Raw genomic sequence first — 26,820 nt, forward strand, 5'->3', positions numbered from 1 at the left:
ATCACTCGTTAGGCATCGGCAGTAGGTAGCGGCTGGGGTTGGCGGGGGCGCCGGCGTCGAGCCAGCGGTGGAAGCCGTCGGGGTTGCGGCGTTCGAACTCGTCCAGGCAGATCCGCCGTACCTCGGCGACTGCCTGGCGGTCGCGAGGGCCGGCGCCGTGGGCGAGCTGGGTCGCGGTCTCGGACCAGACGCCGCAGAGTTCGGCGATCGTGAGCGGGCACTTCAGCGACGCGATCAGCCGCTCGTCCTCGACGCGCTGGGCCTCGGTCAGCCGCTGCAGCCGCCGCCGTTTACGCGAGGGTCGTACGTGCACTTCGCGGTCCGGTACGACCAGGTCGACCAGCACGAACAGCACCGCGAGGACGAGCGCCGCGGCCAGGCCGAGCGCGCCCCAGGCGAGCAGCCGCACCAGACCGGGCAGGCACAGCACCGCGCCCGCCGCCGACGCCGCCACCAGGGCCGCGGAGCCGTACGGCGCGTCGTCGGTCACGTGCTGGACCACCGCCGCCAGCGGCCAGACCAGTACGAACACGACGACCAGCAGGATCGACGCGGCCAACGGGCCGAGCAGCAAGACACCGGCCATCGCGCCGGCGGTGCCGACCCCTAGGCCGGCCGCGACGCCGGCACGCCGCGCGACCCGCGAAACGTGCTTCACCACAGCTCACTCACCGTCACCACACCCCACAGAGTCCCCCCTCGCCTCGTCAACGAACAACCCCTGGTCACCGTTCCCCCGTCCGGCCCTGGTGACCTGTTCAACTCGTGGTCGCTGCTGTCATCGAGCCCCGCTTCGGTGATCATGGTTGAGATGAGGACCTTCGCCGACCGCGTCCGCGGCCTCGCCCCGGCCCCGTGGGAGCACGACGCAGAGCTGCTCCGCGGCCTGTACGACGCTCAGCTCGGCAGCCGGCACGCCGACCTTGCAGCCCGCTGGATGCAGTCCCAGGGCACCGGTTTCTACACCATCGGCTCGGCCGGCCACGAAGGGAACGCAGCCGTCGCCGCTGCTCTGCGGCCGACCGACCCGGCGCTCCTGCACTACCGCTCCGGCGCGTTCTACCTGACCCGCGCGGCGCAAAGCGGCTCGAAGGAGGGGCTGCGGGACATCCTGCTCGGCGTCGCGGCTGCGACCAGCGAGCCGATCGCGGGCGGCCGGCACAAGGTGTTCGGCCGGCACGAGCTGTCGATCATCCCGCAGACCTCGACGATCGCCTCCCACCTGCCGCGGGCGATGGGCGTCGCGTTCTCGATGAACCGTTCGCACAAGCTCGGCGTACCGTCGCCGTGGCCGGCCGACGCGATCGTGGTGACCAGCTTCGGCGACGCCTCCGCGAATCACTCGACCGCGACCGGCGCGATCAACGCCGCCCTGCACGCGTCGTACCAGGGTCTGCCGATGCCGTTGCTGTTCGTCTGCGAGGACAACGGCATCGGGATCAGTGTGCGTACCCCGGACGGCTGGATCCGGCAGGCGTACGGCTCCCGCCCCGGCCTGCGCTACTTCGACGCGGACGGCACCGACCTGGACGCAGCGCTCTCGATGGCGACCGAGGCGGCGACGTTCGTGCGGCGGAACCGCCGCCCGGCCTTCCTCCGGCTGCGAACGGTTCGCCTGCTCGGCCACGCGGGCTCCGACGTCGAGACGGCGTACCGCTCCCCCGCGGAGCTCGCGGCGGACGAGGACCTGGACCCGCTGCTCGGTACGGCGCGCTACCTGCTCGGGTCGGGGTACACCGCCGACGAGATCATCGAGCTGTACGAGGACAAGCACGCCGAGGCGCTCCGGATCGCGGCCGAGGTCGCGGGTCTCCCGCAGCTGACGTCCGCCGAAGCGATCGCCGCGCCGCTCCGGTTCCCATCGGCAGCCACGGTCACCACGGCGCTGCCGACGTCCACTCCCACGACCGAGCGGTTGACGCTCAGCCAGTCGGTCAACCGCGCTCTGAGTGATGTGCTGAGTTCCTACCCGGAGGCGATGGTCTTCGGCGAGGACGTCGGCCGCAAGGGCGGCGTGTACGGCGTGACGCGCGGGCTGCAGAAAGCGTACGGACCGGCCCGCGTGTTCGACACGCTCCTCGACGAGCAGTCCATCCTCGGGCTCGCGCTGGGTGCGGGCGTCTCGGGGCTGCTGCCGATCCCGGAGATCCAGTACCTCGCGTACCTGCACAACGCCGAGGACCAGCTGCGCGGCGAGGCGGCGTCGCTGAAGTTCTTCTCGCAGGAGCAGTACGCGAATCCGATGCTGCTGCGGATCGCCGGGTACGGGTACCAGAAGGGCTTCGGCGGCCACTTCCACAACGACGATGCCATCGGCGTACTGCGGGACATCCCCGGGATCGTGATCGCGTCACCGTCGCGGCCTGACGACGCCGCCGGGATGCTGCACGCGTGCGCGGCCGCGGCCCGGGCGACCGGCGCGGTGAACGTGTTCCTGGAGCCGATCGCGCTCTACCACCGGCGCGACCTGCACGCCGACGGCGACGAGCAGTGGCTGGCGCCGTACACCGGTGAGCCGGTGCCGATCGGACGCGGCCGGACGTACGGCGACGGCACCAGGCTGACCATCGTGACGTTCGGGAACGGCGTACCGATGAGCCTCCGGGTGGCCGCGCGGGTACCGGGGATCCGGGTCCTCGACCTGCGCTGGCTGGCGCCGCTGCCGGTCGAGGATCTGTTGCGCGAGGCGAACCTCACCGGGAAGGTGCTGGTCGCGGACGAGACCCGACGGTCCGGCGGGGTGTCCGAGGGCGTACTGGCCACGCTGATCGACCACGGGTACACCGGCCGGCTGGCACGCGTGGCGAGCTACGACTCGTACGTCCCGCTCGGCGCCGCCGCGCACGAAGTACTGCTCAGCGAACAGACCATCGAGGAAGCCGCGCGCTCGATGCTCAGCTGAAGAGACGCTGCCAGAAGGACTTCTTCTCGGGCTTCGGTTGCTCGACCGGCTTGGTGATGCGGGGCGGGCGTTCCATCCGCCACTGCGCGATCACGGCGTCCTCGTTCACCGGGCCGGTCGGCACGACCGGACCGGTGGTGTCGCGGATCGCGACCCGGATCCGCTGGTTCAGGTCGGCCAGGTACTCGCGCACCTCGGACTCGCGGCGCATCCCGCGGACCTTCTCGTGCACCTGCTGCTTCTCCTTGCGGAGCTGCATCGCGGACGGCAGCAACGCGTCTGCCTCGATGTTCTCCCGGCGGATGAAGTCCTTCACCCACCAGTCGGGATCGTGCCCGTCGGACAGCTTCAATGGCTTCCCGGCCGGTGCCAGGTCGTCGAATTCGCCGGCGTTCTGGGCCCGCTTGATCTGGGCCTCGACCCAGTCCTGGGTCTTCATGCCCGGTGGCTTGCGCTCGGTCATGGTTTCCGCACCTCACCTGGGAGTTGCTTGAGAACCTCAGAATACTAGCTTGTGAACGCAATCACAAGGCATACTCGGAGCTGTGCAGCTGACCGACGAGGAGATTGCGGCGATGACGCCGCAGGAGCGGCGGGACCTGATCCTGCGGCTGGCACCACGGCCGGGCGGGCTGCCGTCCCGGCGCACGATCGAGCGGATCCGCAAGTGGCGGACCGTGCTGGTCCTGGTCTGCGTGGCCGTCCTGATCCCGTGGACCGTCTACCTGGCGAACACTTTGCCCGATCACTACGTCGCGCGGAACTGGGTCGCGACCTGGGTCGGGTTCGACATCCTGCTGCTGACGATGCTGATCCTGACCGCGATCGGCGGCTGGAAACGCAAGCAGTTCGTGTTCCCGACCGCGTTCGCCTCCGGGGTGCTGCTGCTGTGCGACGCGTGGGTCGACGTGATGACCAGTCAGCGCGGCGGCGACCTCACCCAGGCACTGCTCAGCGCCCTGCTGGTCGAGCTCCCGCTGGCGTTCGCACTCATCGCCGGCCCGCTCCGCCTGCTCAAGATCATCGCCATCCGGCACGGCATGATCCACCCGGACTCGCACCTGTGGCGGATGCCGATCCCGATCCCCGACCTGTACGCCGACCACAAGGTGCCGCCCTCCCTCTAGGGTGGGAGACCACCACTAGATGGAGGTAGCCGTATGGCGCGTGAGGTGCTGTCCGTTGTCGGTGGCGAGCGGGTGGCGGAGGCGGTACGGCGTACCCCGTCGACCAACCCGGCCCGGCTGGACGACGTCGTCGGGACGGTCGGCAGCGCCGGGCCGGAGGTGTTCGTCCGGGCGGCCGCGGCGGCCCGGGCCGCGCAGGCCTCGTGGGCCGCGACGCCGGCACCGCAACGCGGTCAGGTGATCTCGAACGTCGGCCGGCTGATGACCCTGAACAAGGAACGCCTGGCCGCGCTGGTCACCCGGGAGATCGGGAAGCCGTCGGGCGAGGCGCTCGGTGAGGTTCAGGAGATCATCGACACCTGCGACTTCTTCCTCGGCGAGGGCCGCCGGCTGTACGGGCAGACCGTGCCGTCGGAGATGCCGGACAAGCAGCTGTTCACGTTCCGCCGGCCGGTCGGGACGGTCGCGGTGATCACCGCCGGGAACTTCCCGGTCGCCGTACCGTCCTGGTACATCGTCCCGGCGCTGCTCTGCGGCAACACCGTGGTGTGGAAGCCGGCGGAGTACTCCGCTGTCGTCTCGGACGCGTTCTACGAGATCTTCGCGCACTCCGGCGTACCGGCCGGGGTGTTCAACGTCGTGTACGCCGACGGGCCGGACACCTTCGCCGGTCTCGAGCAGGCGTTGCGGGACGGGCTGATCAACAAGGTCGGGTTCACCGGGTCGAGCGCGGTCGGCGTACGGATCGGCGAGCTGTGCGGCCGGCACCTGCAGACGCCGTGCCTGGAGCTCGGCGGGAAGAACCCGATGATCATCACCGAGGACGCCGACCTCGACCTGGCCGTCGAGGGCGCGTTGTTCTCCGGCTTCGGTACGGCGGGCCAGCGCTGCACGTCGTTGGGTACGGCGATCGTGCACCGGTCGGTGTACGACGAGTTCCTCGACCGGTTCGGGGCCGCCGTCGGCGCGGCCGCGATGGGTGACCCGGCGCAGGACGTGCTGTTCGGGCCGCTGCTGGACGAGAAGTTCGCGGCCGGCTTCGAGAAGTCGCTGGGGTGGATCGTGCCGCATCATCGGGTAATAGGCCGGACCGGGCGGGTGACGGCGGACAACCCGCGCATGGGCTTCGTCGGGGATCCTTCGGCCGGGCTGTTCTACCACCCGACGATCGTCGCGGACGTCCGCGCGGACGACCAACTGTTCCTGAACGAGACGTTCGGGCCGGTGGTCGGAGTCATGCCGTACCGGACGCTCGACGAGGCGATTGCTCTGGGCAACAGGTCCGGGTACGGGTTGTCGAGCTCGATCTACACGACCGATCCGAACAAGGCGTTCCGGTTCGCGCAGGGCATCTCGGCCGGGATGGTGAGCGTGAACAACTCGACGTCCGGGGCGGAGGCACATCTGCCGTTCGGCGGGAACGGGAAGTCCGGGAACGGGTCGCGGCAGAGCGGGGTGTGGGTGCTCGACCAGTTCACCCGCTGGCAGTCGCTGAACTGGGACTACTCCGGCCGCCTGCAAAAGGCCCAGATGGACACGCAAACCGTGGAGGCCGACCTGTCGTACGAGCTGCCGTGACGGATTCGGCCGAGGTGGTGATCATCGGTGGTGGGGTGATGGGTACGAGCATCGCCTTCCATCTGGCCGAGGCCGGCGTGGACAACGTACTCCTGCTGGAGATGAACGAGCTCGGCTCCGGGTCGACCTGCAAGGCTGCGGGCGGGGTGCGGGCGAACTTCTCGGACGACGTGAACATCGCGCTGGGCGCTCGCAGTCTGGCGGCCTTCGCGCGGTTCGGTGAACGACCCGGGCAGGAGATCGACCTGCATCGGGTGGGCTATCTGTTCCTGCTGGACACGGCCGAGCAGGTCGAGCATTTCCGCGCGAGCACGGAACTGCAGAACACGGTGGCGACGGAGCTTCCGCCGACCCGGATGATCTCGGTCGACGAAGCAGTGCAGCTGGCGCCGATCGTCGCGCCGGACGGGCTGGCCGGCGCGTGCTTCTCGCCGAGCGCGGGGCATTGCACGCCGGAGTCCGTCGTACTGGGGTATGCGTCGGCCGCTCGCCGGCTCGGGGCTCGGCTGGTGACCGGCTGCGAGGTCCTCGGAATCGATGCTGTGGGCAACCAGATCTCGGTGGTACGAACGGCGGCCGGCGACGTGCGGACGCCGACGGTGATCTGTGCGGCGGGTGCGTGGTCCGCGCGGGTCGGTGAGCTGGCCGGGGTGGAGTTGCCGGTGGTGCCGTTGCGGCGGCAGATCGTGGTCACGGAGGCGATTGCGGGATTGCCTGCCGCGTTGCCGATGACGATCGACTTCGGTACGACCTTCTACTTCCACCGCGAAGGCCCCGGCCTGCTGGTCGGGATGTCGGACCCTGACGAGGTCCCCGGGTTCGACGTACGCCGGACGGACGCGTGGATCCCGCGACTCACCGAGGCGATGGAACGGCGCGCGCCGGCACTGCTCGACGTCGGCCTGAGCGGCGGCTGGGCCGGGCTGTACGAGGTCACCCCGGACCACAACGCGCTGATCGGCGAAGCCGACGGAGTCTCGCGTTTCCTTTATGCGACAGGGTTTTCCGGACACGGTTTCCTGCAAGGGCCCGCGGTCGGCGAGGTGATCCGCGACCTCTACCTCGGCCGGGAACCGTTCGTCGACGTCACGCCGCTGAGCGCCGACCGGTTCCGTTCGACAGTCCGGCCCGAGCGGAACATTGTTTAGTTGACGACGGCGCCGGCCGTCAGATTGAGGGCGGTGCAGGTGATCGAGGCGGCCTGGTCGGAGGCGGCGAAGGTGGCGACGGCGGCCACGTCGGCGAGGGTGGCCGCGCGGTTGAGCATGGTCTGCGCGGCGGTGTGTTCGGCGATCTCGCGGCGGAAGTCCTCGGGGTAGCTGTCCGGGTTCGACTCCGGGATGCCGTTGGTCTGCAGCGTGATCACCCGGATTCCGTGCGGTCCGAGTTCGCGCGCGAGGCTGCGCCGGAGCGCCTCGACCGCACCGAAGCCGGCCTGGAAGGCACCGAGGTTCGCGACCGGGTCGCCGTTCCCGCCGAAGGTCAGGATGACGCCGGATCGCTGCGCGATCATCCGCCGGGCGGCCGCGCGGGAGGTGAGGCAGTACGTGCGGAACATGTTCCGCACCGGCTCCTCGACCTCGGCCAGGGACATGTCGACCAGCGGCGTACCGAAGTACTGCTGGTGGCCGATCAGGTTGAACGAGACGTCGATCCGGTCGAGCGTCGCGGCGTGCTCGTCGACCGAGCGTTCGTCGAGGGCGTCGACGACCGCGGTCTCGGCCTTACCCTCCGCGGCGCGGATCTCGGCGGCGAGGCGTTCGAGGGTTTCCGCGGTACGGCCGGCGAGGTGGACCGTCGCGCCTTCGGCAGCGAACCTCCTCGCGACGGCGCCACCGATCGGGCCGGTCGCGCCGTACACGACCGCGTGTTTTCCGCTGAGCATCATGGGTTTGCCTCCAGTTCGGTGACGAGTTCCTCGAGTTGCCGCATGGACGCGCGGACGCCGCGTTCCATCCCGCCGGCGACGTACAGGTCGCGGTCCTCGGTCGCGAAGAACACGGTCCGCTGGGTGAGGGTGGTGACACCGTCGGCCTCGTCGAAGGTGATCAGGTTCAGGTAGACGGTGCCGGGCGCCTGGTCGAACTCGTACGTCTGCACGATCCGCTCGGGCGTGGGCTCGCCGTGGTACAGGCCGTGGAAAACGTAGCCCTTGCCGGCCTTGTCGTAGTGCGTCCAGCGCCAGCGGCCGCCGTGGTGCGGATCGAGCTGGTTGACGACCAGTTCGAGGTCGGGCGGTCCGAGCCAGCGCTTCACCAGGTCGGGCTCGGTGTAGGCGCGGAACAGCAGCTCGCGTGGGGCGTTGAACGTGCGGACGATGACGATCTCTGGCTTGCCCGGCTCCGCGACGATCTTCACAAGTCCTCCTTGAGGTCGTCGAGGAGCTCGTCGAGCCGGCCGAAGCTCTCGGCCCAGTAGGCGCGGTAGTCCATCAACCAGTCGACCGCGGTCCGGAGCGGCTGCGCTTCGAGGTGACTGAGGCGTGCGGTCGCCCGCTGCGAACGGCTGATCAGCCCGGCCTGCTCGAGCACTTTCAGGTGCTTCGACACCGCAGGCTGGGACATGCTGAACGGCGCCGCGAGCTGCGCGACCGTTGCGTCGCCCTGCTTGAGCTGGACCAGGATCGCCCGCCGGGTCGGATCCGCCAGCGCCGCGAAGACACCGGTCAACCTGTCTTCATAACCGGATGGTTTCAGAACCATATGGTTAAGGATGCGTCGCGGTCAGCCAGGTGTCAAGGGTGCTGCCGCCAGACGCTCGGGTCGCACCAGGTCGGATCGATGCCGTGCTGGATGCAGTACTGCCGAAGGAGTTCGTCCGACGTCGAGGGCTGAGCGGTAGGCCGGGTCGGCTTCGGCGACGGCGGTTTTGTCGTGGTCCGGGTCGGCTTCGGGGTCGGCTTGGTGTGCGCCGTGGTCCGGCTCGCCGTCGGCTTCCGCGTCGGCGGGTGCGTCGACAGCGTCGTCGGCATGACGATCGTGCTCGGCACCAGCGGCGGCGTGACACTGGTCTGGGGTACGACGGGGCTCGTCGAGCCGTCCGCGACACGCGGCGGCTGGGCCGTACGCTCGGCGAACTTCACCGCCGCGGAGTCGTCCGGCTCGCCGCCGAACAGGCCGATCGCGGACACCGCCCAGATGTTCACGCCGGCGAAGACGAGCAGCGCCGCGGCCCCGGCGTACACGGCACGCCGCGACGGTCCGCCGTACCGGCCGACCGGGCCGACCACGGGCCTGCCCCTGCCGTTCACCCAGAACCGCCAGCCCGGCGGGGCCGGTGGCCAGGACGGGTCCGGATGCCAGGGCTTCGGCGGGATCCAGTTGCGCCGCGGCGGGATCGGCCAGTCCGGCGGTACCACGAACCGCTTCAAGACAACTCCTCCACTCAGCGCCAAGTTGCTCGCACCCGGGACAACGATCGAGACCGGAGGTAGCTACTTGCGGCTTCAGTTAGTGGAGTACGTCGGTGAGGATCCGGGTCAGGTCCGCACCGAACGGGCGGTCGGCGTCGATCGGCGGTACGACGTCGTCGACCGCCTGCACGAGCGGCCGTAATCCCGATGGGACCGGGCGGCCCGAGAGGGCGAAGGCCTGACGTACGGCGAGGAGCTCGCAGGCGGTCGTCTCGCGGGTGAGCCGGATCGCATCGCCGAGGTTGCCGACGGCCTCCCAGGAGAATGTCTGTACATCCTCCTGCCCGTTCGAGGTCTCCGCCGTACTGATTGCCGTGGGCAACGTCAACCGCCGGAGCTGGTGGGTGGTTGCGACGGCGCGCTTGTGCACTGCGACCAGCCCGGCCTGGGGGCCAGGGTCGCGGGCCAGCTGTGCCGTCAGTCCGGTCACCGCCGGATCCAGCAGCCGGTGCAAGCGGGCGGTGGAGACCTCGGCGGCGTGGGCGAGGGCTGCGGTCAAGTGGTCGCAATGGGCCGTGAGGTCGAGCCCGTGGAACCCGGCCGTGCCGACGAACTCGCCGTCCAGGTAGGCCGGTGAGTCGGTGACCCCGTTGAACGCCCGCTCGACGGCTTCGTCGAGCTGCTGGAGCGTCCGCCGTACGTGCGCGCCCACCTGTCCGGCGACCCGGAACGAGACGGGTGCCTGCAGACTTCGCGGGTCCGGCTCCGGGCCGGCCAGTTCCCGTAAGCGCGTGAGCTCAGCGGCCAGTACGGCGTCGGCGCGGCCCGTCGCAGGTTGATACGGATCGCGGTTCGCGCCGACGACGGCGATCGCTCCGGCGGCCACCGCGGTGAGGTGATCGGCCAGACGGTGTGCTCTCGCGGCGTGCAGCGCCGCCCGCCCGGTCGCGCCGGGAATGCCTGCCAGTAAGGCAATTCCTTCCTTGGGACCCGGGTCGAGGGACGCGAAGGCGTGCGCCAGCGGGATGATCTCGCCCGCCGAACCGGCGCCTTCCGCGGGGATGTCCGGGAGCTCATCACTGTTGATCAGGGCAACCAACTGGTGGATCAGTTCGACCGACACCGCCGCGTCGCCGGTCAGGAACGTGCGCAGCCGGCCGATCAGGACCGCTCGGGCTTCGTCGGGTGGTAGCCAGGGAGGTCCACCGACCGCGCGGCCGCGGAGCAGGTTGCGTTGGTGCCGGCGTTGTTCGTCATCGGTCAACCGGACCTTGCTCAGGTTGCCCATGCCGGTGTTCACGCCGTAGACCGGATCGCCGGATTCCAACGTACGCAGTGCGTCGGCGCGGATGGCGGCCAGGTGGTCCAGGAGGGCGGGCGCCAGTTCGACGGGTGTCGAGCTGGACGGGTCCAGGTCGCCGGGTTCGTTGATCATCAGTGGAAGCGCAGCATCGTGCCGGCGTCGGCGGCTTCGGCTCGGGTGAGGATCAGGTGGGCGATGGCGACGTCGAGCAGGGACAGGCCGCGGTGCCAGAAGAGGTTGCGTTCGGCATCGGTTTCGCGGCCGGGTTTCCGGCCCGCGACGATCTCGCCGATCTCGGCGTACAGCGTCTCCGGCGACAACAAGCCGGTGTCCACGTGCCGGCGCAGCGACCCGAACCGCCCGGACTGCGCCTCCCGCCAGTCGTCCACGACCACCTTGTCGATCACGTCCAGCAGATCCAGCTCGACCGCGGATACCGTACCGTACGGTATGACGAGCGCGCCGGGCTTGACCGCGGCGGTACGCAGCAGCGGTTCTGGTTCGGTGAGACGGGTTGCCTCGACGAGTACGTCGGCGCCGTCGAAGGCCTCCTCCGCCGTCGCGCAGACCCGGATCGGCGTGGACAGCTCCGCGGAGAGTTCGGCGGCGAACTTCTCCCGGGACTCCGGCCGCGCGGACGTCACCCGGATCTCGTCCAGGTCGAAGAGGTCGTCCAGCATCGTGACGTTCCACCACGCCGTACCCCGGGCGCCCGCGTGCGCGAGGATCTTGCTGTCCCGGCGGGCCAGGTGCCGCGCGCCGACCGTCGTCATCGCTCCGGTACGCGCCGCGGTGATCATGGTCGCGTCGAGGACCGCGAGCGGTACGCCGGTCGTCGGGTCGAACAGCGTCGCCATCGCGAGCTCGCTCGGCAGGCCCTTCAGGTAGTTCGGTACGAAGTCGCCGACGACCTTCACCCCGCTGATCCCGTGCTCGCCGAGCCCGTCCAGGTGACCACGCAGGACGTTGAAGTGGCCGATCCCGCCGTTGTCCGGCGTGAGGTGCACCCGCGGCTCGAACGCGGTCCGTCCCAGGCCGTGCTGGCGGACCGCCTCCTCGACGGCGTCCACGATCTCCAGCCGGGTGAGGCCGAGCGCGTCGATGTCGGGGCCGCTGAGGAAACGCAGCCAGATTCCGTCAGGCACGCGCAGGCTCCTTCGGCTTCGGCGAACTTCTCAGGCGCCGAGCAGATCGAGCACTGCCTCCGCGTAGGCCTGCTCGGCGTCTGCTGAAGCGTACGTGCCGTTGACGCGGTAGCCGTCAGGGGTTGCTTCGAGGGATCGGAAGTGCGGGCCGAGCAGGGCGCGGAGCTGCTCCTCGCGCGGGAGCCAGATGACTTCGCGTTGCTCGATACTGTCCAGCGCCCACTCGGTAGTGCCGTTGAAGCCGATCACCTTGCTGCCCTGGTAGTCGTGCACCTCGACGGTCATGTCGCTCACCACGAACACGTCCTCGTCCATGTCCCGGTCCGGTACGACGAAGCGGTCCCCGGCCGCCGGGGTCCACAGCACCCCGGCCTTGCGCAGTCGTCCGGCCTGCTCGATCGTGATCACCATTCCATCCTCCCCACAGCACGCAAATACCGCAGGTCCGCGCGAGCCGCGACCACCGAGCTGCGGCTCACGCGGGCGGATGGGTCAGCGGTGCAGGGCGGTGCGGAGCTCGGCGGCGCGGTGTGCGATCCGGTCCCGGCACTCGGTGGTCAGCGGCAGGTCGACCAGCGTGCTCGCCTGCAGGTGGCTGAGCCCGAACTCCGTACGCAACCGCTGTACGGCGGCCGGACGGTCGGTGGCGGAACGCAGTACCGCGGCCACCTCGTCGCGGCGTTCGAACGCGGCCAGCACCCCGTCGTAGATCTCCAGCTGGGTGTGCGCCGACCGGTCGGGCTCGGTCGTCGCGTGGTCGGTGCGGCCCGTACGGACCACCTGGCGCCAGAGCGCCGGTACGGCGAGCCGGGCGCGGGTGTAGCGCCGGGTCAAGGGCTGGGCGTAGGTCATGGTCATCTCGGTATCCCCCAAGTTGTCAGTCTGCTGCGGCCACCGCGTGCGGCTCACGCGGCGGGCACTTCGTACCGGGCGTGGTGATCGCCTCGAAGTGCCAGGGTTCGTTGTCGTACCGGCGGCAGATGCCGTACCGCCAGCCGTTCCTGTCCAGCCACGCCATGGCGGCGGCCGGCGCGATGTCGACGGCCTTGCCCTGGACGTGGGCGGAGTACTTCGGGGGCAGCACCCACCGGGTCGCTGCCTTGTACGAGCCGTACTTCTTGATCGCCTCGTTCAGCAGCCGCTGCTGTTTCGCGGCGCTGCGCTTGCCGGAGTTGATCCGGATCGTGACGCCGGCTGCCTTCGCGGCCGCGAACGCCTTCTTCAACCGGGTGCGGAGCTTCGGCGAGAGCGCGTCGATGTTCTCCTCCCGCGGAACCTGCGTCGTCGGCTCACCGGTCGGCTTCTGAGTCGGCTTCTGAGTCGGAGTCGTCTTCGTGGGCGTCTTCGCCGTACGGCGGGTCACGGTCGGCGTCTGTACCACCGTGGCGGGCGGCTCGCTGAGGGCGGGTGCACCGACCGTCGAGACGACCGGGACCTTGTCCGGGCCGAGGCCGAGGGCGTCGCCGACCTGCTGGTGCCACAGCAGCAGCGATCCGGCGACCGCACCGACCCCGACCACCCCGATCACGGACAGCAACCGCGTCCGCACCGCCCCGTTCCGGCGCGGCAGGTCGTCCTCACTCATGGGGTACAGCCTTTCTGATCAGGGCAGTCGGCGCATCAGTCCCAGGGACAGTAGTGCAGCCCTATCTGTAGCCCCTGAGTATCAGTTCGGACGCCGAGCCTCCTCCAAAAGTTGGAGAGAACGCCCCTCCGGTCAGATGAAGCTTCGGCAAACAAGGGCTGACTACGCTGGGCGACGTGATGGGACTCTGGCGACGCATGACGCAGCCGCAGCAGGATCTGCTGCTTGCTGCGGTCGTTGGGCTGGTCTGGTTCGTGTCGCTGAACCTCATCAACGGCACCTGGTTGCGGCCGCACAACCCGGCCGTTTCCGTGGTCACCGGCGTGTTCCTGGTCGCCACGGTCGCCTTCACCCGGCGTACGCCCCAGACCATGCTGCTGCTCGTCTCGGTGCTGTACCCGTTCCTGTACGCCGCGGTCGGCACCGGGCTGGCCGCGCAGCTCGGACTGACGATCTTCGGGCAGCCCGAGATCAGCGACGCGGCGCTGCAGTCGGAGATCCACCTGGTTCCGCTACTCGTGGTCGGCTACCTGGCCGCGTCGGCCGGCGTCCGGCGGTTCACCTGTCTGTTCTTCACGATGGGCAGCCTGGCCGGGCTGATGATCGGGTTGCCGACCGTGGTCGCGATCGTGCTCAGCCACGTCAACCGGGCGGTGCTGCACGGCCCTCGGTACAAGGCGCTCCCTCGCGACCTCGGCAGTTTGTACACCTACATCGACGTCTCACTGTTCGTGTTCGCGGAGGCACTGATCTGCGGGATGGTGCTGCTCGGGGCGGACACCCGGCGGCGCCGGAAGTCGGTGGCGCTGCTGGAGCAGCGGAACGCCGAGCTGGTCAGGCTGCGCGCGGTCGAGGCGGAGCGGGCCGCGGTCGCCGAGCGGACCCGGATCGCCCGCGACCTGCACGACGTGATCTCGCACCACGTCAGCGCGGTGGTGATCCGGGCGCAGGCCGCCGACCGGGTCGCCGACCAGCGTCCCGAGGTACTGCGCGAGGCGATCCGCTGGATCATTGCCAGCGGCAAGGAGGCGCTGACCGCGATGCGGGAGACCGTACGGGTGCTGAACACCGCCTCACCGCAGGTCGCGGGCGACACCGGTTCGGGCGGCGGGACCGCGCCGGTACCGGACCTGGCCGACGTGGCGCGGATGGGTGAGCGGCTGAAGGCGGTCGGGATCGACGTCACGATGGAGCTTCCGCCCCGGCAGCGGCAGCTCACCTCGGCGACCGACCTCACCGCCGTACGGATCATCCAGGAGGCCCTGACGAACGTGATGGTGCACGCGAAGGCCACCGCGGCGCGGGTCACCTGGCAGAGTGGACCGCAGGGCGAGCTGCTGACCATCGACGACAACGGCACCGGCGGACCGCCGCCGGTGAACGTACTGGAGACCGCGCGCCGCAAGGAGAGCGGTCGTGGCAACGGACTGATCGGGATGCGGGAACGGGCCATCGCGGTCGGCGGCACGCTCGCCGTCGCGGCCGGGCCCCTGGGTGGATGGAGAGTACAGGCATGGCTACCGCCGCAGAAGTGAGCGAGCCGATCCGGATCCTGGTGGCCGACGACCAGGGCGTGATCCGGATGGGGCTGGCGATGATCCTCGATCACGAGCCGGACCTGACCACGGTCGCTCAGGCCGAGAACGGCGAGGAAGCGCTCCGGCTGATCGACCGGTACGACCCGGACGTGGTGCTGATGGACATCCGGATGCCGGTGATGGACGGCCTGGTCGCCACCGAACGGATCACGTCCGCGAACCGCGCGGCCGGCCGGGCGCGTCCCGCCGTACTGGTGCTGACGACGTTCGACGACGAGGCGTACGTATTGGCCGCAGTCCGGGCCGGGGCTTCCGGGTTCCTGCTCAAGGACACGGACCCGGATCTGCTGGTGTCCGCCGTACGTGCGGTGCACCGGGGCGACTCGCTCGTCGATCCGGCGTCGACCCGGGTGCTGCTGGAGCGGTGCATGGAGCTGGAGCGTCAGTTCGACGGCGGTACGGTCAACCCGGTGCCGGCGCAACCCGACGCGCGCTGGCTCGGCCAGCTCTCCCAGCTCAGCGAACGGGAGCGGGAGATCCTGGTCTGGATGGCCCGCGGACTGTCGAACCGCGATCTGGCGACCAAGCTGTTCGTCAGCGAGACCACGGTCAAGACCCACGTCAGCTCGGTCCTGTCGAAGCTCGGCCTGTCCAGCCGGGTCCAGGCAGTCGTCGTCGCGTACGAGGCCGGAGTGGTCCGCCCGGGCGAGGCCGACGTGAACTGGGATTCCTAGGCGAACGCCCAGATCGCCGCAGCCGCGGCGGCGAGGATAATTACGACAGTCACGATCTGGCTGAGCGCCGACGCCTTACGACGTTGCGGCAGGAAGTCCCCGGTCATGCTTCCAGAGTGCGTCGCGGAAACGGCGTGCCCATCGGCCGTCGGGATGGTTCTGGTCTACTACCTGAGGATGACCGGCCGCGCCTTTCGTAGGCTTGGCCGGTGAACGCCACCGTCCTGAGCCGTCGCCAGTTGAACCGTACGTTCCTGCAGCGGCAGCAGCTGCTGCGCCGGCAACCCGGTACGGCGGCCGAGCTGATCGAGCGGCTGGTGGGACTCCAGGCGCAGGCTCCGCTGGCGCCGTATGTCGCGTTGTGGTCCCGGCTGGAGAATTTCGACCCGGTCGAGCTGTCCGACCTGATGACCTCGCGGCGGGCGGTCCGCGCCACGTTGCTGCGGGCCACCATCCATCTGGTCACCGCCCACGACTGCTTGCGGCTCTGGCGGCTCGTACATCCGGTCGCCGATCGCGGTTTCCGTGGCGCGTTCGGCAAGCAACTGGCCGGCGCGGACGTCGACGCGATCGTTGCCTACGGCTCCGAGTTGCTGAGCCGGGCGCCGTACACCCGAGCCGCGCTCCGGAGCGAGCTGGGCGAACGCTGGCCGGACTGGGACGCGAACGCGATGGCGTACGCCGTGAGCTATCTGCTCGGCACGGTCCAGGTCACTCCGCGCGGGGTGTGGGGGAAGACCGGCCCGGCCGCGCTGCAGACGATCGAGAGCTGGCTCGAGCGGCCGCCGGCGCAGGATCTGTCGATCGACGACCTCGTCCTGCGGTACCTGGCCGCGTTCGGCCCGGCGAGTGTGGCCGACGTACAGATGTGGTCGGGCCTGACGAAGCTGCGTGAGGTCGTGGACCGGCTCGAGCTGCGCACGTACGCAGACGAGGACGGGCGGGAGCTGTACGACGTACCGGACGGGACGCTGACCGATGCCGACACGGCTGCGCCGGTACGGTTCCTGCCGGAGTACGACAACCTGCTGCTGTCGCACGCCGACCGGCGGCGGGTGAACCCTGACCAGCGCCCGGTACCGCTGCCACCCGGCAACGGCGCCGCCATCGGCACCGTGCTGATCGAAGGCGACTACCGAGCCGACTGGCGCCACCACCGCGGAAAGAGCCTGCAGGTCACCACGCACGCGCGGATCACCGCCGCCCAGCGAGCAGCCGTCGAGGCCGAGGCCACGGCACTGCTCGGCCTGATCGGCACCGCCGACACACCGGTGGTCGTGAACTGACGTCAGCCCGGATGCACCTGGTCGACCGGGCACCAGGACGGTGATCCGGTCCGGCCACGGCAGACCAGGGTCGCGCGCGGATCCGGGCGGCCGTTCCGGAACGTCACGATCGCCACCGGCTTGTTCACCGGTACCCGGCGCAGCACGCTGCCGCCGAAGTCGATCCGGCCGGTGACGCCCTGGTACCCGCGTTGCGCACCGCCCGCGTCGGTGATCGACTGCAGCGCCGACCAGACCGTACCGGCGTTGACGGCGATGCTGTCCCGGCGCAGGTAGCTGACCGCGAGCACCACGGAGTAGGCCGCGTCATAGCTGAGCGCCGCGTGCCCGTCCAGGCTCCGGCCGCGGTCGGTCGACTCGTACTGGAAGAGATCCGCCAGCCGCGCGTAGAAGTCGCTCGCCTCAGGCGGCGCCCCGGCCAGCAGGTCCGGTGCGGTCGCCAGCGCGAGGTACTGGAACGGGATCGACTGGTCACGCGCGCTCGTGGTCCGGTCCGCGGCCCACTTGGTGACGTCGTCGCCGGCCAGGATGTACGGCGGGTTCGCCCGGCAGCGATCCTGGACGCCGCCGAGGAACGCCTCGAAGTCGACCTGCCCGCGCCCGGTGAACAGGACGATCCCGCCGCGGTCGCAGGCGTCCCGCCCGGACTGGTTGCCGTCCGTGCCGTCACCGGAAGGGCTGTACGACTTCACCAGCACCGGGACGCCGGCCGCGGTCAGTTCGAGCTGCAGGTCCCTCGCCAGGTTCTGGCTGTAGGTGTCGGTGGGGTCGTCGGACTTGTAGACGGTCGCGCGCCGCTCGAGCGGACGGCCGAACGGATCCTTCCCAGTCGTCAGCAGGTTCCGGACGTGGGCCGCGGCGACGGCCGCCTCGCGCCGGTTCTGCGGGCTGATCTGGAGGTACATCCTGCTGACGTCGACCATCGAGTCCGCGGTCAGGGTCGCGGCGACCGTCGGCAGCCCGACCGCGGCCAGCCTGCGGATCATGTCCTCGGTCGTACTCCGGCTCTCGGCCATCCCGACCACGGCGACGATCGTCGGGTCCGCGGCCACCAGCCGGCCGATCTGGTCCGCGACCCGGTCGGCGTGCCGGAACCGCGGGCCGGCGTTCGCGATCAGGACCCGGAGGATCGGCTCGTACCGCTGCTGCGGTTTGTTCAGCTGGACAGCCTGGGCCACCGCTAGCCCGGCCAGCTGCTCGCGCTCGGCGGTGAAGACGCCGGCGTCCAGTGAGCGGTCGTCCGCCGACGCCATGAAGATCAGCGTGGCCAGCGGCCGCTCGGGCTGTTCCTTGTGCAGCTGCTCCGCGCGCTTGTTCTGCTCGAGGATCTTGGATCGCACCGGCGCGAACGACTGGCTCGGGAACAGGAAGGCGTTCGTACCATCGGTGATGCCGACACAATCCCCGTCGACCTTCGCCACCGAGTGGGTCGGCGAGTTGAACGGCGGCAGGCTGAAGGTGTCGCCACCGCAGTGCCGGCGGCTGTCGAGTACGCCGAAGCCGGCGTAGCTGCCGGCCAGCAGCGTCAGCGCCAGGCCGCTGACCAGCCAGGCGCCGAGCGGTCGCCGCAAGAAGGGGCTGGGAACCGGCTGCAGCGGCTCGAGGGTCGAGTTCTTCGCGGCCTGTGGTGCTGCCGCGGGGACCGGCCGATCCGTCCAGCCGAGCCGGCGGAGCCACCGCAGCCAGCGGGGCCGCGGGACCGGGCGCGGCCGGCGGGCCGGACCGGCCTGCCGGGCAGCCACGCTCGGCGGCTCGATCTGGGCGACCAGCAGCCACGCGTCGACCTGTCTGCGCAGGCTCTCCAGCTCCTGGCGTTTCCGCCACTGGTCCACGGTCTCGGTCGGGGCGGTCTCCGGCTCGACGGCGAGCGGCGGGACCTTCTGGCCGGCCGTGATCAGCAGCAGCGGGTCGAAGCGCTGCGTGTCGTTGCGGACCGTGGCGACCATCCGGACGAGCAGGTACCCGCCGTTCTTCCGGCTGATCGGCCCGACCATCAGGATCGGGTGGGTGGCGCGGTACCGGCCGAACCACGCAACCCTGCGGAAGCCGGCGCGCAGGTCCTCCAGGAACGCGTGCACCAGCAGCCCCGCCAGGCTCTCCGGGGTCTGGTCCTGCCAATGTCCCTCCGTCAGCCGCAGCGCGAGATCGAACAGCCCTCCGTCACCACGCGATACGTACGACTGACCGCGCAGCCAGCGGTACGGCCCGCCGAGGCCGGGTACGCGACCGCTCTGCCGCAGCCAGCAGAAGGCCGGCAGCAGCTTGTACGAGAGGACGAACAGAGGCAACGGCAACCTGTCCTGGAGCTTCGAGACGAACTGGTCCGCGTCGCTGGTGCTGTTGTCCCGCCGTACCGCGCGCCCGTACAGCGCGAGCCGCAGCTGAGCCCGGCGACTCGGTGTGTCCGCCTCGAACGACTGGCGCATCAGCCAGCGCACCAGGCTGTACCGCGGGAACCTGTAGTCGCCGGCGTGGTGGTCCTTGAGCTTCGCGGTCGCCTGGTCGAGAAGCGTCAACAGCTCGCCGAACTCGTCCGCGCTGACCTCGGGCAACGCCGCGTCCGGTCCCTCCGGTGGAGACCTGACCAGCGCTACGGCGGCATGCGGCACCTGGGAGCCGACGACGCCGTCGGGCTTCAGGTGCTCGGAGAGCCGGGCGAGCACCGCGGGCAGTTGCGGCACACCTTGTCTGCCCGCAGGGGCAATCGCGAGCGGGTCCTGCACGCAGGCGAAGATCGGCTGCACCTGGTCACGTTCGAACCGCAGGTTGTGCGGGCTCCGGCGCTTCAGGCTGTGCCGTGTGTAGACAGCCCGCAGCTCGGTGACCAGCCGGTCGAACCCCTGCATGTCGCGCCCCCAGGTCGTGCGGTCGAAGGGGCAAACCTAGCGTTCCCCGGTGCCGAACGACAGCAGACTGTGACCGGCAGACGGTCAGCGTTCCCCGAAGTACTCGGCCCGAACCTTCTTCGGGACGCACAGCGACCAGGCGTCGAGGATGAGTTCGCGGAGTTCGTCGCGGTCGACGGCCGCCAGGTTGAGTTCGATCCACTGGTAGCGCTCGTCGGACGGGCGCGGTGGGAGGAACTTGTCCGGTTCCGCGGCCAGTGCGGCGGCGCGTTCCTCGCGCGGGAAGCCCAGGCCGATGGTCTGCTCGTCGGGCGCGACCGCGAGGTAGACGATCTGACCGACGCGGAACTTGATCCGGTCCCGGACCAGTACCTCGTAGCTGCGCGGCAGGTCCGCGGTGATTTCGCGGATGTCGGTGAGATCGACCACGCTTCCCACGATAGAACCCATCGCTGACAGGGCTTGTCAGCGTTTCCACCGCTACCTTGGTTGGATGCCTGCTGTCGTGAGCGCGGTCGAAGGGGCCGAGGTGGTGTTCCGCCTCGGTGACGCTACGCATGCGTTCACGGGCGTTCGGTCGTGGCAGGAGCTCGGTCTGCCGGCGGAGCTGCTCGAGTTCAAGCCGGTCGAGTACGGCTGGGAGCTGCGGTTGCCGCGGCCGTCGGTGCACCGGATGGAGTACCTGTTCGACATCGCCGGCCTCGGGATGCGGACCGATCCGACCAATCCACGGACGGTCGGGGGAGCATTCGGGCATCATTCCTGGCTGCCGTTGCCCGGGTACGCCGAACCCACCTGGCTCACCGTGCCGCCGATTCCGTCGACGCTGACCGCGCTCACTGCGGACACCCCGGTCGGGAACGTCAACGTGCAGGTCTGGGCGCCGGAGGGCATCGCACCGACGTTCGAGCTGCCGCTGCTGCTCGCCCACGACGGGCCGGAGTTCGCCGCGTACGCCGGTCTCCTGCAGTACGCCGGCGCGATGGTCGCCCGGTCCACGCTGCCGCCGTTCCGGCTCGCGCTGATCGAACCGACAGCCCGCAACCTCTGGTACGCCGCGAACCCGCAGTACGCCGACGCCTTGACGCAGTACGTCCTGCCCGCCGTCGAGACGTCGTACCGCAGCCGGCGTCGGGTGATGATGGGGGCGAGCCTGGGCGCGCTTGCGGCGCTGCACGCGGAATGGCAGCATCCGGGCACGTTCGACGGGCTGTTCCTGCAGTCGGGCTCGTTCTTCACACCCGCGACCGATCCGCAGGAGTCGAGGTTCGAGTACTACGCCGAGGTCACCTCTTTCGTCGAGCAGGTGCTGGCGGCAACCACCGCACCGAGTACGCCGGTGGTCGGGATGACCGCGGGGACGACCGAGGAGAACGTGCACAACAACCGGGTGATGGCAGCGAAGCTGGCCGGACTCGGGCTGGAGGTCGTACTCGACGAAACTCCCGACATGCACAACTTCACAGCCTGGCGGGATGTGCTGGATCCTGATCTGACGAAGCTACTGCGGCAGACCTGGGGTGGGGCTGATGGAACGGGAACAGGTCGAGTTGGAGGCGCCGGGGCTTGACCGCCGCGGCACGGTGATCCGGTACGGCCACTTCGGCCGCCCGGTGCTGGTGTTTCCGAGCGAGCAGGGGCGCGCCTGGGACTACGAGAACAACGGCATGGTCGACGCCGTCGCGTCGTTGATCGAGGCGGGGCGGGTCAAGCTCTACTGCGTGGACTCGTACGACCACGTCAGCTGGTCGGACCGGAGCATCCAGCTGGAGCTCCGCGCGCGGCGGCACGAGCTGTACGAGTCGTGGATCGTGAACCAGGTGGTGCCGGCGATCGGCGCGGACTCGCCCGGCGCGCCGGACATCATCACCACGGGATGCAGCCTGGGTGCGTTCCACGCGCTGAACTTCGCGCTCAAGCGGGCGGACCTGTTTCCCGTCGCGATCTGTCAGTCGGGGAACTACGACGCGGCCAACTGGCACGCGTGGGGCGAACGCGGCGACGCCATGTACTTCAACAACCCCGCCGACTACCTCCCCGGGCTGTCCGGCGACCACCTCGACTGGCTGCGTTCCCGCCTGTTCATCGTGCTGACGGTCGGCCAGGGCGACTGGGAGACCCATCCCACCGGATCCCTCCCCTCGGCTCTGAAAACCGCCGCGCTGCTGGAGGAGAAAGGCATCCCTCATGAGCTAGACCTGTGGGGGTACGACGTAGCACACGACTGGCCGTGGTGGCGGAAGCAGATCGCCCACCACCTTCCCCGCTTCTGCTAAGGAGACCGCATCGTGGCTGACCGCTCTCGTCATCTGATCGGGTTGTTGCTCGGGGCCGAGGAGGACTGGCCGCAGGCGTTCGAGGCGTTGCTGCAGCGGGTCGGGCCGCTGGCGCTGGACGGGCGCGAGCACGAGTTCGGGTCCCGGCGGCTGACGATCGAGCCGTTCGACCTGAACGACCCGGTCCGGGTCGGGCTCGTCATCGACCGGCTCGCGTACTGGTACTACCACCCGCGCGAGTGGCTGAAGAAGGCCGCGCTGATGAACGGCACCTACCTGCTGAACTCGCCGTTCACGTTCCAGTCGATGGAGAAGCATTCGGCGTACTGCGCCATGCTCCGGCTCGGACTGAAGATCCCGCGGACCGTCCTGGTGCCGTACAAGAACCCGGTCGACAACGTGCGCTGGGCGTACACGTCGGCGAAGTACAACCAGCCGTTCGACCTGGACGCGATCGCCGACGACCTCGGGTACCCGCTGTACATGAAACCGTTCGACGGCGGCGGCTGGCGCGGGGTGTCCCGGATCCGGGACCGCGAGGACCTGCACCGCGCGTACGACCAGTCCGGCGAGATGCTGATGCACCTGCAGGCCACGGTCGACTACGACAAGTTCGCCCGCGCGCTGTCGATCGGCGCCGAGACGATGGTGATGGACTTCCGCCCGGACGAGCCGATGCACAACCGGTACGCCGTCTCGCACGACTTCCTGTCACCGTCGGCGGGGCACCAGACCGTGGCGATCAGCCGGATCGTGAACGCGTTCTTCGGCTGGGAGTTCAACTCCTGCGAGATGCTGGTCGCGGGCGACGAGGTGTACCCGATCGACTATGCCAACGCCTGTCCGGATGTCGCGGTGACCTCGCTGCACTACTACTTCCCGTGGGCGATCAGCGCGCTGGTGAAGTGGTCGGTGTTCTGCCTTGCGACCGACCGGCGTTCGTCGGTCGACCTGCACACCGAACGGTACTTCGAAATCGCGGACTCGGATCGCGACTACGACGCTAAGCTGGACGCGTACCTGGCGCTCGCCGACGAGCACTTCGAGACGGCGAAGTACCAGGAGTGGTGCGCCACCCACCTGGGCGACTTCGACCTGCGGGTCCGCGACTGGGTGGCCGGCCCGGACTTCGAACGCCTGCTCCGCAACACGGTCGCGTCGACGTACCCGGCGCACGAGCAGGAGAAGTTCTTCGCCCACTTCAAGGGCCTCACGGACCTCTGGCTGGCCGATGCGTGACTCCGACGTACCGGCGTGGTGGCAGCGCCTCGGGCTGGACGGGTTGGTCGACGTACACGTGCACTTCCTGCCGGACCGGCTCCTGAACGCGGTCTGGGCGTACTTCGACCTGGCGTCGACGCACTACGGCACCGACTGGCCGATCACGTACCGGACGTCGGTCGAGGAACGGCTGAAAACGCTTGATTCGTTGGGGGTTCGGGCATTTCCGGCGCTCGTCTACCCGCACAAGCCGGGGATGGCTGCCGGGTTGAACTCGTGGGCGCGAGACTTCGCTTTGCGGACACCAGGTTGTGTTGCCAGCGGCACCTTCTTCCCGGAGCCGTCGGCCGCTTCCTACGTACGCGAGGCGCTGGAGTCGGGCACACGGATCTTCAAGGTGCACGTACAGGTCGGCGACTACGACCCTCGCTCCGGTGAACTCGACGACGTCTGGGGCCAGCTGGCGGAGGCCGGTACGCCGGTCGTCGTGCACTGCGGCTCCGGCCCGATCCCCGGCCGCCACACCGGCCCGGGGCCGATGGGCGAGGTGCTGCGCCGGCATCCTTCACTGACGGCGGTGATCGCGCACTTGGGGATGCCCGAGTACGCCGAGCACCTCGCGCTCACGTCGTACCCGAACGTCCACCTCGACACGACGATGGCGCTCACACCGTTCGTCGAGGCGATGATGCCGTTCCCGCGCGACCTGGTACCGCGATTGAAGGACCTCCAGGACCGGATCGTCCTCGGCTCGGACTTCCCGAACATCCCGTACGAGTACGCCGCACAGCTCTCGTCGCTCGAGTCCCTGGACATGGGCGACGACTGGCTACGCTCAGTCTGCTGGACCAACGGCGCCCGCTTACTCGGGGTTTAGGGTTTAGTTGCCTTTAGCAAGATCCACAGCTGTGGACAACGAATTTCCTTGTTTTCAAAGGGTTCTGGCTTTGGAAACTGTCGGTGGGGGTGTCTAGAGTCTTGGTATGGACAAGGCGCCGGAGTTGATGAGCGATGAGGAGCTCGTGTGCGCCTTGGACGAGAACGCGGTCGACCTGGCCAGTGTGGAGACGCGTCGTCTGCGGCTGATCGCGGCGTTGGACAAGCGCGGGTACGCCGAGCGTGTCGGGGCGCGTGACACCCGTCAGTTCTTGGAGTACCGCTACCGGCTGGACCACTACCGCGCCCAGCGCGACGTGCAGTTGGCGCGGGCGTTGCCGAAGTACCCGGTGATCTCCGCGCAACTGGCCGAGGTGCGGCTGCGCCCCGCCCAGGCCGAAGCCATCGTGCTGGAACTGGAGAAGACCCCGTCGACGGTGCCGGTGGCCGATCTGGAGGTCGCCGAACGGGAATTGTCCCGCCTCACCCACCTGCCCCCGATCGAACTGCGCAAGGCCGCGGTCCGGGCCCGCGACATCCTCGACACCGACGGCCCCGAACCCGACGAACGCAAAGCCTCCGCCCGCGAAACCCTGACACTGAGCACGGTCGACCGCGGCGTCAAGTTCAAGGGGTACCTGGCCAACGAGAACGCCGAACTGTTCCGGTCCTTGATCACCACCGGCGCGCGTCCGCGCAAGACCGTCGACGGCGCCCCGGACCCGCGGTCGCGCGAAAAGCGCCAGGCCGACGCCCTCACCACCGCCCTGACCCTGGCCGCCACCGCCCTCGACACCGGCGTCCCCTCCCTCACCAACCCCCGCCCCACCACACCCACCAACACGCCAGCCACAACAGACACAGCAGCGCCGGGAAGTGGTTCGGCTCGTGGTGCCGGGCCGGGTACTGCAGGGTCGGGCACTGCGTCGAGCGATCTGTCGGCCGCGGCTCCGACGGCCGGTCCCGCGCCGGGCGGCGGCTGTGCTCCGGCACCGGCCGAGACCGGCGGAGAGGTCGTGCCGGGATTCGGCGCGAAGGCGAACATCACCGTCACCATCGACCTGGACGACCTCAAAGCCGCCACCGCGGACGCCATCGGCCACACCGTCTACACCGACGGCCTGTCCGCCGCCGCCATCCGCCGCCTCGCCTGCGACGCCAACATCATCCCGCTCGTCCTCGGCTCCAACTCCGAACCCCTCGACGTCGGCCGCTGCCAACGCCTCGTCACCCGCGCGATGCGCCGCGCGTTGAACACCCGCGACCGCGGCTGCGTCGTCTGCGGAGCCCCACCCGTCATGTGCGACGCCCACCACCTCATCTCCTGGCTCGACGGAGGCCCCACCGCCATCTGCAACCTCGTACTCCTCTGCCGACGCCACCACACCGACCTCCACAACGGCCACTGGCACATCACCATCACCAACGGCACCGTCCACGTCACCCGCCCCACCTGGGCCGACCCACCACCCCGCCCAGGCCCACCCCCGGACACCAAATCAGCACCATCACCATCACCGTCACCGTCATCCGACCAGTGGCAGGTCGGTCGATCAGCCACGGTCGACGCAGACGCAGACGACCAGGAAGCGCGACGCGCCGCAACCTATCTGGCGATCTGGGGCGAACCGCTGTCAGCCGACCACAACGGCAAACCACCAGACCAGCACCCAAGCGCAACCACCGTTGCCCGTTGGAGTGAACCCACCACCCCCACCCAAACCACCCACCCCCGAAGCGAATCCTCCGCCCGAACCACCGACACCTGGAGCGAGCCCGTCAGCCCAGCCCGGGTCGATCAGCCGACCCCAGCCTCAGCCACTCGCTGAGGTCGGGACGCGCAGCGGACGGCCCTCGGCGAGTGGCATGGACCGCCGAGGGGGAGCCGCAGCCTCCCTCGGTCAAGCAGCCGACAGCGCGGTAAACAGGTGCCGCACCGGGCCTCGATGACTTCGCGCATAGCGACGGCGGTGTCAGGCCGGCGATCAGTCCGGCCGAGGACAAGGACATCCGTTCCAGGCATTCTCCGTCACCGCGTTCGTCGGCTGCCGATCCACTGTGGCACGCACCTCAGCGCGTGCGGGTGAGCACGTGGACGGTAGGCGTGGCGCCGTTGTACCTGAGCTGGCGACGACGTACGACCTTCAAGCCGCGCTGCCGTTCGACGGCTGCCTGGAGAAGGCGTTTGTCCTCGGTGAGGACGACCGCGCGGCCGTCGGCGGTGAGGACACGGTTCAGCTCGGCCAGTACTGCGGGATACAGGCTTCGGTTTCCGCGATGGCTACCGACCTGTTTCCCGAACGGCAGGTTCGCCAGCACCCGATCGACACTCCCCCTCGTGAACGGGAGTGCCTCCGCCGCGGCCGGCATCACCCGCACGGCAGGGGCGTTGCGGATGGCGAGTTCGAGGGCCGTACGGTCGTGGTCGGTGCCGATCACCCGAGCCGCAGGCTGATGGCGGAGTACGGCCCGCACGATGGTGCCCGTACCGCAGAACGGATCCAGGACTCGATGACCGGGGCGGAGCTTCGCCAGCCGGACGAGTACCTCCGCGACGATCAGGTTCGTTGACCACGGCAACCGTTCCGGCCGTCCGAACCGTCGTGTCCAGGACAGCGGACCGAACTGCACGATCCACTGGCCGGCCGAACGCTCGAGGTTGACGTCCCAGTCGGCCGGCCGATTCACCCAGCCGAATCGTTGCTCGGTCGCCGCAATCATCTCCAGCCGGCGGGCCGGGTCGCGTTCGCCGACGCGAAAGCGCAGCGGCGGTTCGAGGGTACCGAGCAGGCCGCACCGCAACGACTGCTCGAGGCCACGGACCTCAACCGTCGAGTAGAGCGTGCAGCCGGCAAGCTCGTCGAGAGGACCGGCGAGGGTGCAGGCGACGGCGTCACCGGACGTCTGGCGGATGGAGTGGATCGACGACAGCGCTCGCAGTTCCTCGGCGAGGAGGTCGGCGGCGCCGTCGACGGTACGCAGTACAAGGTGGTCGGTGAGCAAGAGAGTCCCTGAAGGCTCGCGATCGACAGGACAGTCGAAGCGCGGCGC

26 protein-coding genes are annotated in these 26,820 nt (G+C 69.4%); 12 read left to right on the forward strand and 14 right to left on the reverse strand.

Annotation, left to right across the window (positions count from 1 at the left end; translation table 11 throughout):
• Position 1: 1 nt before the first annotated feature.
• A complete protein-coding gene (locus ACZ5BU_RS19905; protein WP_465700789.1) occupies positions 2-658 on the reverse strand; it encodes a hypothetical protein in 657 nt (218 codons plus the stop codon).
• Positions 659-811: 153 nt separating this feature from the next.
• Between ACZ5BU_RS19905 and ACZ5BU_RS19910 the strand changes: the two genes are divergently transcribed.
• On the forward strand, positions 812-2,902 hold the full coding sequence (locus ACZ5BU_RS19910; RefSeq protein WP_465700791.1) for a thiamine pyrophosphate-dependent enzyme: 2,091 nt from the start codon (positions 812-814) through the stop codon (positions 2,900-2,902).
• Here ACZ5BU_RS19910 and ACZ5BU_RS19915 read toward each other — a convergent pair.
• Positions 2,895-3,365 carry a DnaJ family domain-containing protein gene (locus ACZ5BU_RS19915; RefSeq protein ID WP_465700793.1) on the reverse strand — a complete coding sequence of 157 codons (471 nt, stop codon included), beginning with the start codon at positions 3,363-3,365 and terminating at the stop codon, positions 2,895-2,897. The two genes, ACZ5BU_RS19910 and ACZ5BU_RS19915, sit on opposite strands and share 8 nt — an antisense overlap.
• A gap of 82 nt (positions 3,366-3,447) precedes the next feature.
• On the opposite strand from ACZ5BU_RS19915, the gene ACZ5BU_RS19920 reads away from it, so the two are divergent.
• Genes ACZ5BU_RS19920 through ACZ5BU_RS19930 form a run of 3 tightly spaced genes read left to right on the forward strand, consistent with a single transcriptional unit; the run spans position 3,448 to position 6,755 of the window.
• Entirely contained in the window at positions 3,448-4,029 is a 582-nt protein-coding gene (locus ACZ5BU_RS19920; protein ID WP_465700794.1) for a hypothetical protein, read from the forward strand.
• A gap of 33 nt (positions 4,030-4,062) precedes the next feature.
• The gene (locus tag ACZ5BU_RS19925; protein WP_465700796.1) at positions 4,063-5,607 is read left to right on the forward strand and encodes an aldehyde dehydrogenase family protein; all 1,545 of its coding nucleotides are present in this window, start codon (positions 4,063-4,065) and stop codon (positions 5,605-5,607) included.
• The gene (locus ACZ5BU_RS19930; protein WP_465700798.1) at positions 5,604-6,755 is read left to right on the forward strand and encodes an NAD(P)/FAD-dependent oxidoreductase; all 1,152 of its coding nucleotides are present in this window, start codon (positions 5,604-5,606) and stop codon (positions 6,753-6,755) included. The genes ACZ5BU_RS19925 and ACZ5BU_RS19930 overlap by 4 nt, the downstream gene beginning before the upstream one ends.
• Here the strand turns inward: ACZ5BU_RS19930 and ACZ5BU_RS19935 are convergent.
• The 9 genes from ACZ5BU_RS19935 to ACZ5BU_RS19975 form a co-directional block, all read right to left on the reverse strand.
• The gene (locus ACZ5BU_RS19935; protein ID WP_465700800.1) at positions 6,752-7,495 is read right to left on the reverse strand and encodes an SDR family NAD(P)-dependent oxidoreductase; all 744 of its coding nucleotides are present in this window, start codon (positions 7,493-7,495) and stop codon (positions 6,752-6,754) included. The two genes, ACZ5BU_RS19930 and ACZ5BU_RS19935, sit on opposite strands and share 4 nt — an antisense overlap.
• On the reverse strand, positions 7,492-7,965 hold the full coding sequence (locus ACZ5BU_RS19940) for an SRPBCC family protein (RefSeq protein ID WP_465700802.1): 474 nt from the start codon (positions 7,963-7,965) through the stop codon (positions 7,492-7,494). Before ACZ5BU_RS19940 ends, ACZ5BU_RS19935 begins: the two co-directional genes overlap by 4 nt.
• Positions 7,962-8,309: an ArsR/SmtB family transcription factor gene (locus ACZ5BU_RS19945; protein WP_465700804.1), complete on the reverse strand. Its 348-nt coding sequence runs from the start codon at positions 8,307-8,309 to the stop codon at positions 7,962-7,964. Before ACZ5BU_RS19945 ends, ACZ5BU_RS19940 begins: the two co-directional genes overlap by 4 nt.
• 32 nt (positions 8,310-8,341) lie before the next feature.
• Positions 8,342-8,977, reverse strand: a complete 636-nt coding sequence (locus tag ACZ5BU_RS19950) for a hypothetical protein (protein ID WP_465700805.1) — start codon at positions 8,975-8,977, stop codon at positions 8,342-8,344.
• Between the two features lie 79 nt (positions 8,978-9,056).
• On the reverse strand, positions 9,057-10,394 hold the full coding sequence (locus tag ACZ5BU_RS19955) for an aromatic amino acid lyase (RefSeq protein WP_465700807.1): 1,338 nt from the start codon (positions 10,392-10,394) through the stop codon (positions 9,057-9,059).
• Positions 10,394-11,407 carry an ornithine cyclodeaminase family protein gene (locus ACZ5BU_RS19960; RefSeq protein ID WP_465700809.1) on the reverse strand — a complete coding sequence of 338 codons (1,014 nt, stop codon included), beginning with the start codon at positions 11,405-11,407 and terminating at the stop codon, positions 10,394-10,396. Before ACZ5BU_RS19960 ends, ACZ5BU_RS19955 begins: the two co-directional genes overlap by 1 nt.
• A 30-nt stretch (positions 11,408-11,437) precedes the next feature.
• Positions 11,438-11,818 (reverse strand): pilus assembly protein CpaE, encoded by a 381-nt coding sequence (locus ACZ5BU_RS19965; RefSeq protein WP_465700811.1) that lies wholly within the window; start codon positions 11,816-11,818, stop codon positions 11,438-11,440.
• Positions 11,819-11,899: 81 nt separating this feature from the next.
• Positions 11,900-12,265: a hypothetical protein gene (locus ACZ5BU_RS19970; protein WP_465700813.1), complete on the reverse strand. Its 366-nt coding sequence runs from the start codon at positions 12,263-12,265 to the stop codon at positions 11,900-11,902.
• A gap of 19 nt (positions 12,266-12,284) precedes the next feature.
• Positions 12,285-12,992, reverse strand: coding sequence for a M15 family metallopeptidase (locus ACZ5BU_RS19975; RefSeq protein WP_465700815.1), 708 nt, complete (start codon positions 12,990-12,992; stop codon positions 12,285-12,287).
• 197 nt (positions 12,993-13,189) lie between these two features.
• Here ACZ5BU_RS19975 and ACZ5BU_RS19980 point away from each other — a divergent pair, with 197 nt between their 5' ends.
• The 3 genes from ACZ5BU_RS19980 (at position 13,190) to ACZ5BU_RS19990 (ending at position 16,550) form a co-directional block, all read left to right on the forward strand.
• Complete coding sequence (locus ACZ5BU_RS19980; RefSeq protein WP_465700817.1) at positions 13,190-14,527, forward strand: sensor histidine kinase; 1,338 nt, start codon at positions 13,190-13,192, stop codon at positions 14,525-14,527.
• Positions 14,524-15,264, forward strand: a complete 741-nt coding sequence (locus ACZ5BU_RS19985; RefSeq protein WP_465701081.1) for a response regulator — start codon at positions 14,524-14,526, stop codon at positions 15,262-15,264. Before ACZ5BU_RS19980 ends, ACZ5BU_RS19985 begins: the two co-directional genes overlap by 4 nt.
• A gap of 209 nt (positions 15,265-15,473) precedes the next feature.
• Complete coding sequence (locus tag ACZ5BU_RS19990; RefSeq protein WP_465700819.1) at positions 15,474-16,550, forward strand: winged helix DNA-binding domain-containing protein; 1,077 nt, start codon at positions 15,474-15,476, stop codon at positions 16,548-16,550.
• A gap of 2 nt (positions 16,551-16,552) precedes the next feature.
• Here ACZ5BU_RS19990 and ACZ5BU_RS19995 read toward each other — a convergent pair whose 3' ends face one another.
• Both ACZ5BU_RS19995 and ACZ5BU_RS20000 read right to left on the reverse strand, forming a co-directional pair.
• Positions 16,553-19,396, reverse strand: coding sequence for a hypothetical protein (locus ACZ5BU_RS19995; RefSeq protein WP_465700821.1), 2,844 nt, complete (start codon positions 19,394-19,396; stop codon positions 16,553-16,555).
• A gap of 84 nt (positions 19,397-19,480) precedes the next feature.
• Positions 19,481-19,825, reverse strand: a complete 345-nt coding sequence (locus ACZ5BU_RS20000; RefSeq protein ID WP_465700823.1) for an MmcQ/YjbR family DNA-binding protein — start codon at positions 19,823-19,825, stop codon at positions 19,481-19,483.
• A gap of 64 nt (positions 19,826-19,889) precedes the next feature.
• Between ACZ5BU_RS20000 and ACZ5BU_RS20005 the strand changes: the two genes are divergently transcribed.
• From ACZ5BU_RS20005 to ACZ5BU_RS20025, 5 genes are all read left to right on the forward strand, one after another.
• Positions 19,890-20,966, forward strand: coding sequence for an alpha/beta hydrolase (locus tag ACZ5BU_RS20005; RefSeq protein ID WP_465700825.1), 1,077 nt, complete (start codon positions 19,890-19,892; stop codon positions 20,964-20,966).
• Positions 20,926-21,672 (forward strand): esterase family protein, encoded by a 747-nt coding sequence (locus tag ACZ5BU_RS20010; protein ID WP_465700827.1) that lies wholly within the window; start codon positions 20,926-20,928, stop codon positions 21,670-21,672. Before ACZ5BU_RS20005 ends, ACZ5BU_RS20010 begins: the two co-directional genes overlap by 41 nt.
• A gap of 12 nt (positions 21,673-21,684) precedes the next feature.
• Entirely contained in the window at positions 21,685-22,911 is a 1,227-nt protein-coding gene (locus tag ACZ5BU_RS20015) for an ATP-grasp domain-containing protein (RefSeq protein ID WP_465700828.1), read from the forward strand.
• On the forward strand, positions 22,904-23,770 hold the full coding sequence (locus ACZ5BU_RS20020) for an amidohydrolase family protein (RefSeq protein ID WP_465700830.1): 867 nt from the start codon (positions 22,904-22,906) through the stop codon (positions 23,768-23,770). The genes ACZ5BU_RS20015 and ACZ5BU_RS20020 overlap by 8 nt, the downstream gene beginning before the upstream one ends.
• A gap of 106 nt (positions 23,771-23,876) precedes the next feature.
• Positions 23,877-25,598 (forward strand): HNH endonuclease signature motif containing protein, encoded by a 1,722-nt coding sequence (locus ACZ5BU_RS20025; protein WP_465700832.1) that lies wholly within the window; start codon positions 23,877-23,879, stop codon positions 25,596-25,598.
• A 241-nt stretch (positions 25,599-25,839) separates the two neighbouring features.
• Here the strand turns inward: ACZ5BU_RS20025 and ACZ5BU_RS20030 are convergent, their stop codons facing one another.
• Entirely contained in the window at positions 25,840-26,772 is a 933-nt protein-coding gene (locus tag ACZ5BU_RS20030) for a TRM11 family SAM-dependent methyltransferase (protein ID WP_465700834.1), read from the reverse strand.
• Between the last annotated feature and the right edge of the window lie 48 nt (positions 26,773-26,820).

Source organism: Kribbella sp. NPDC031520 (assembly GCF_055580825.1).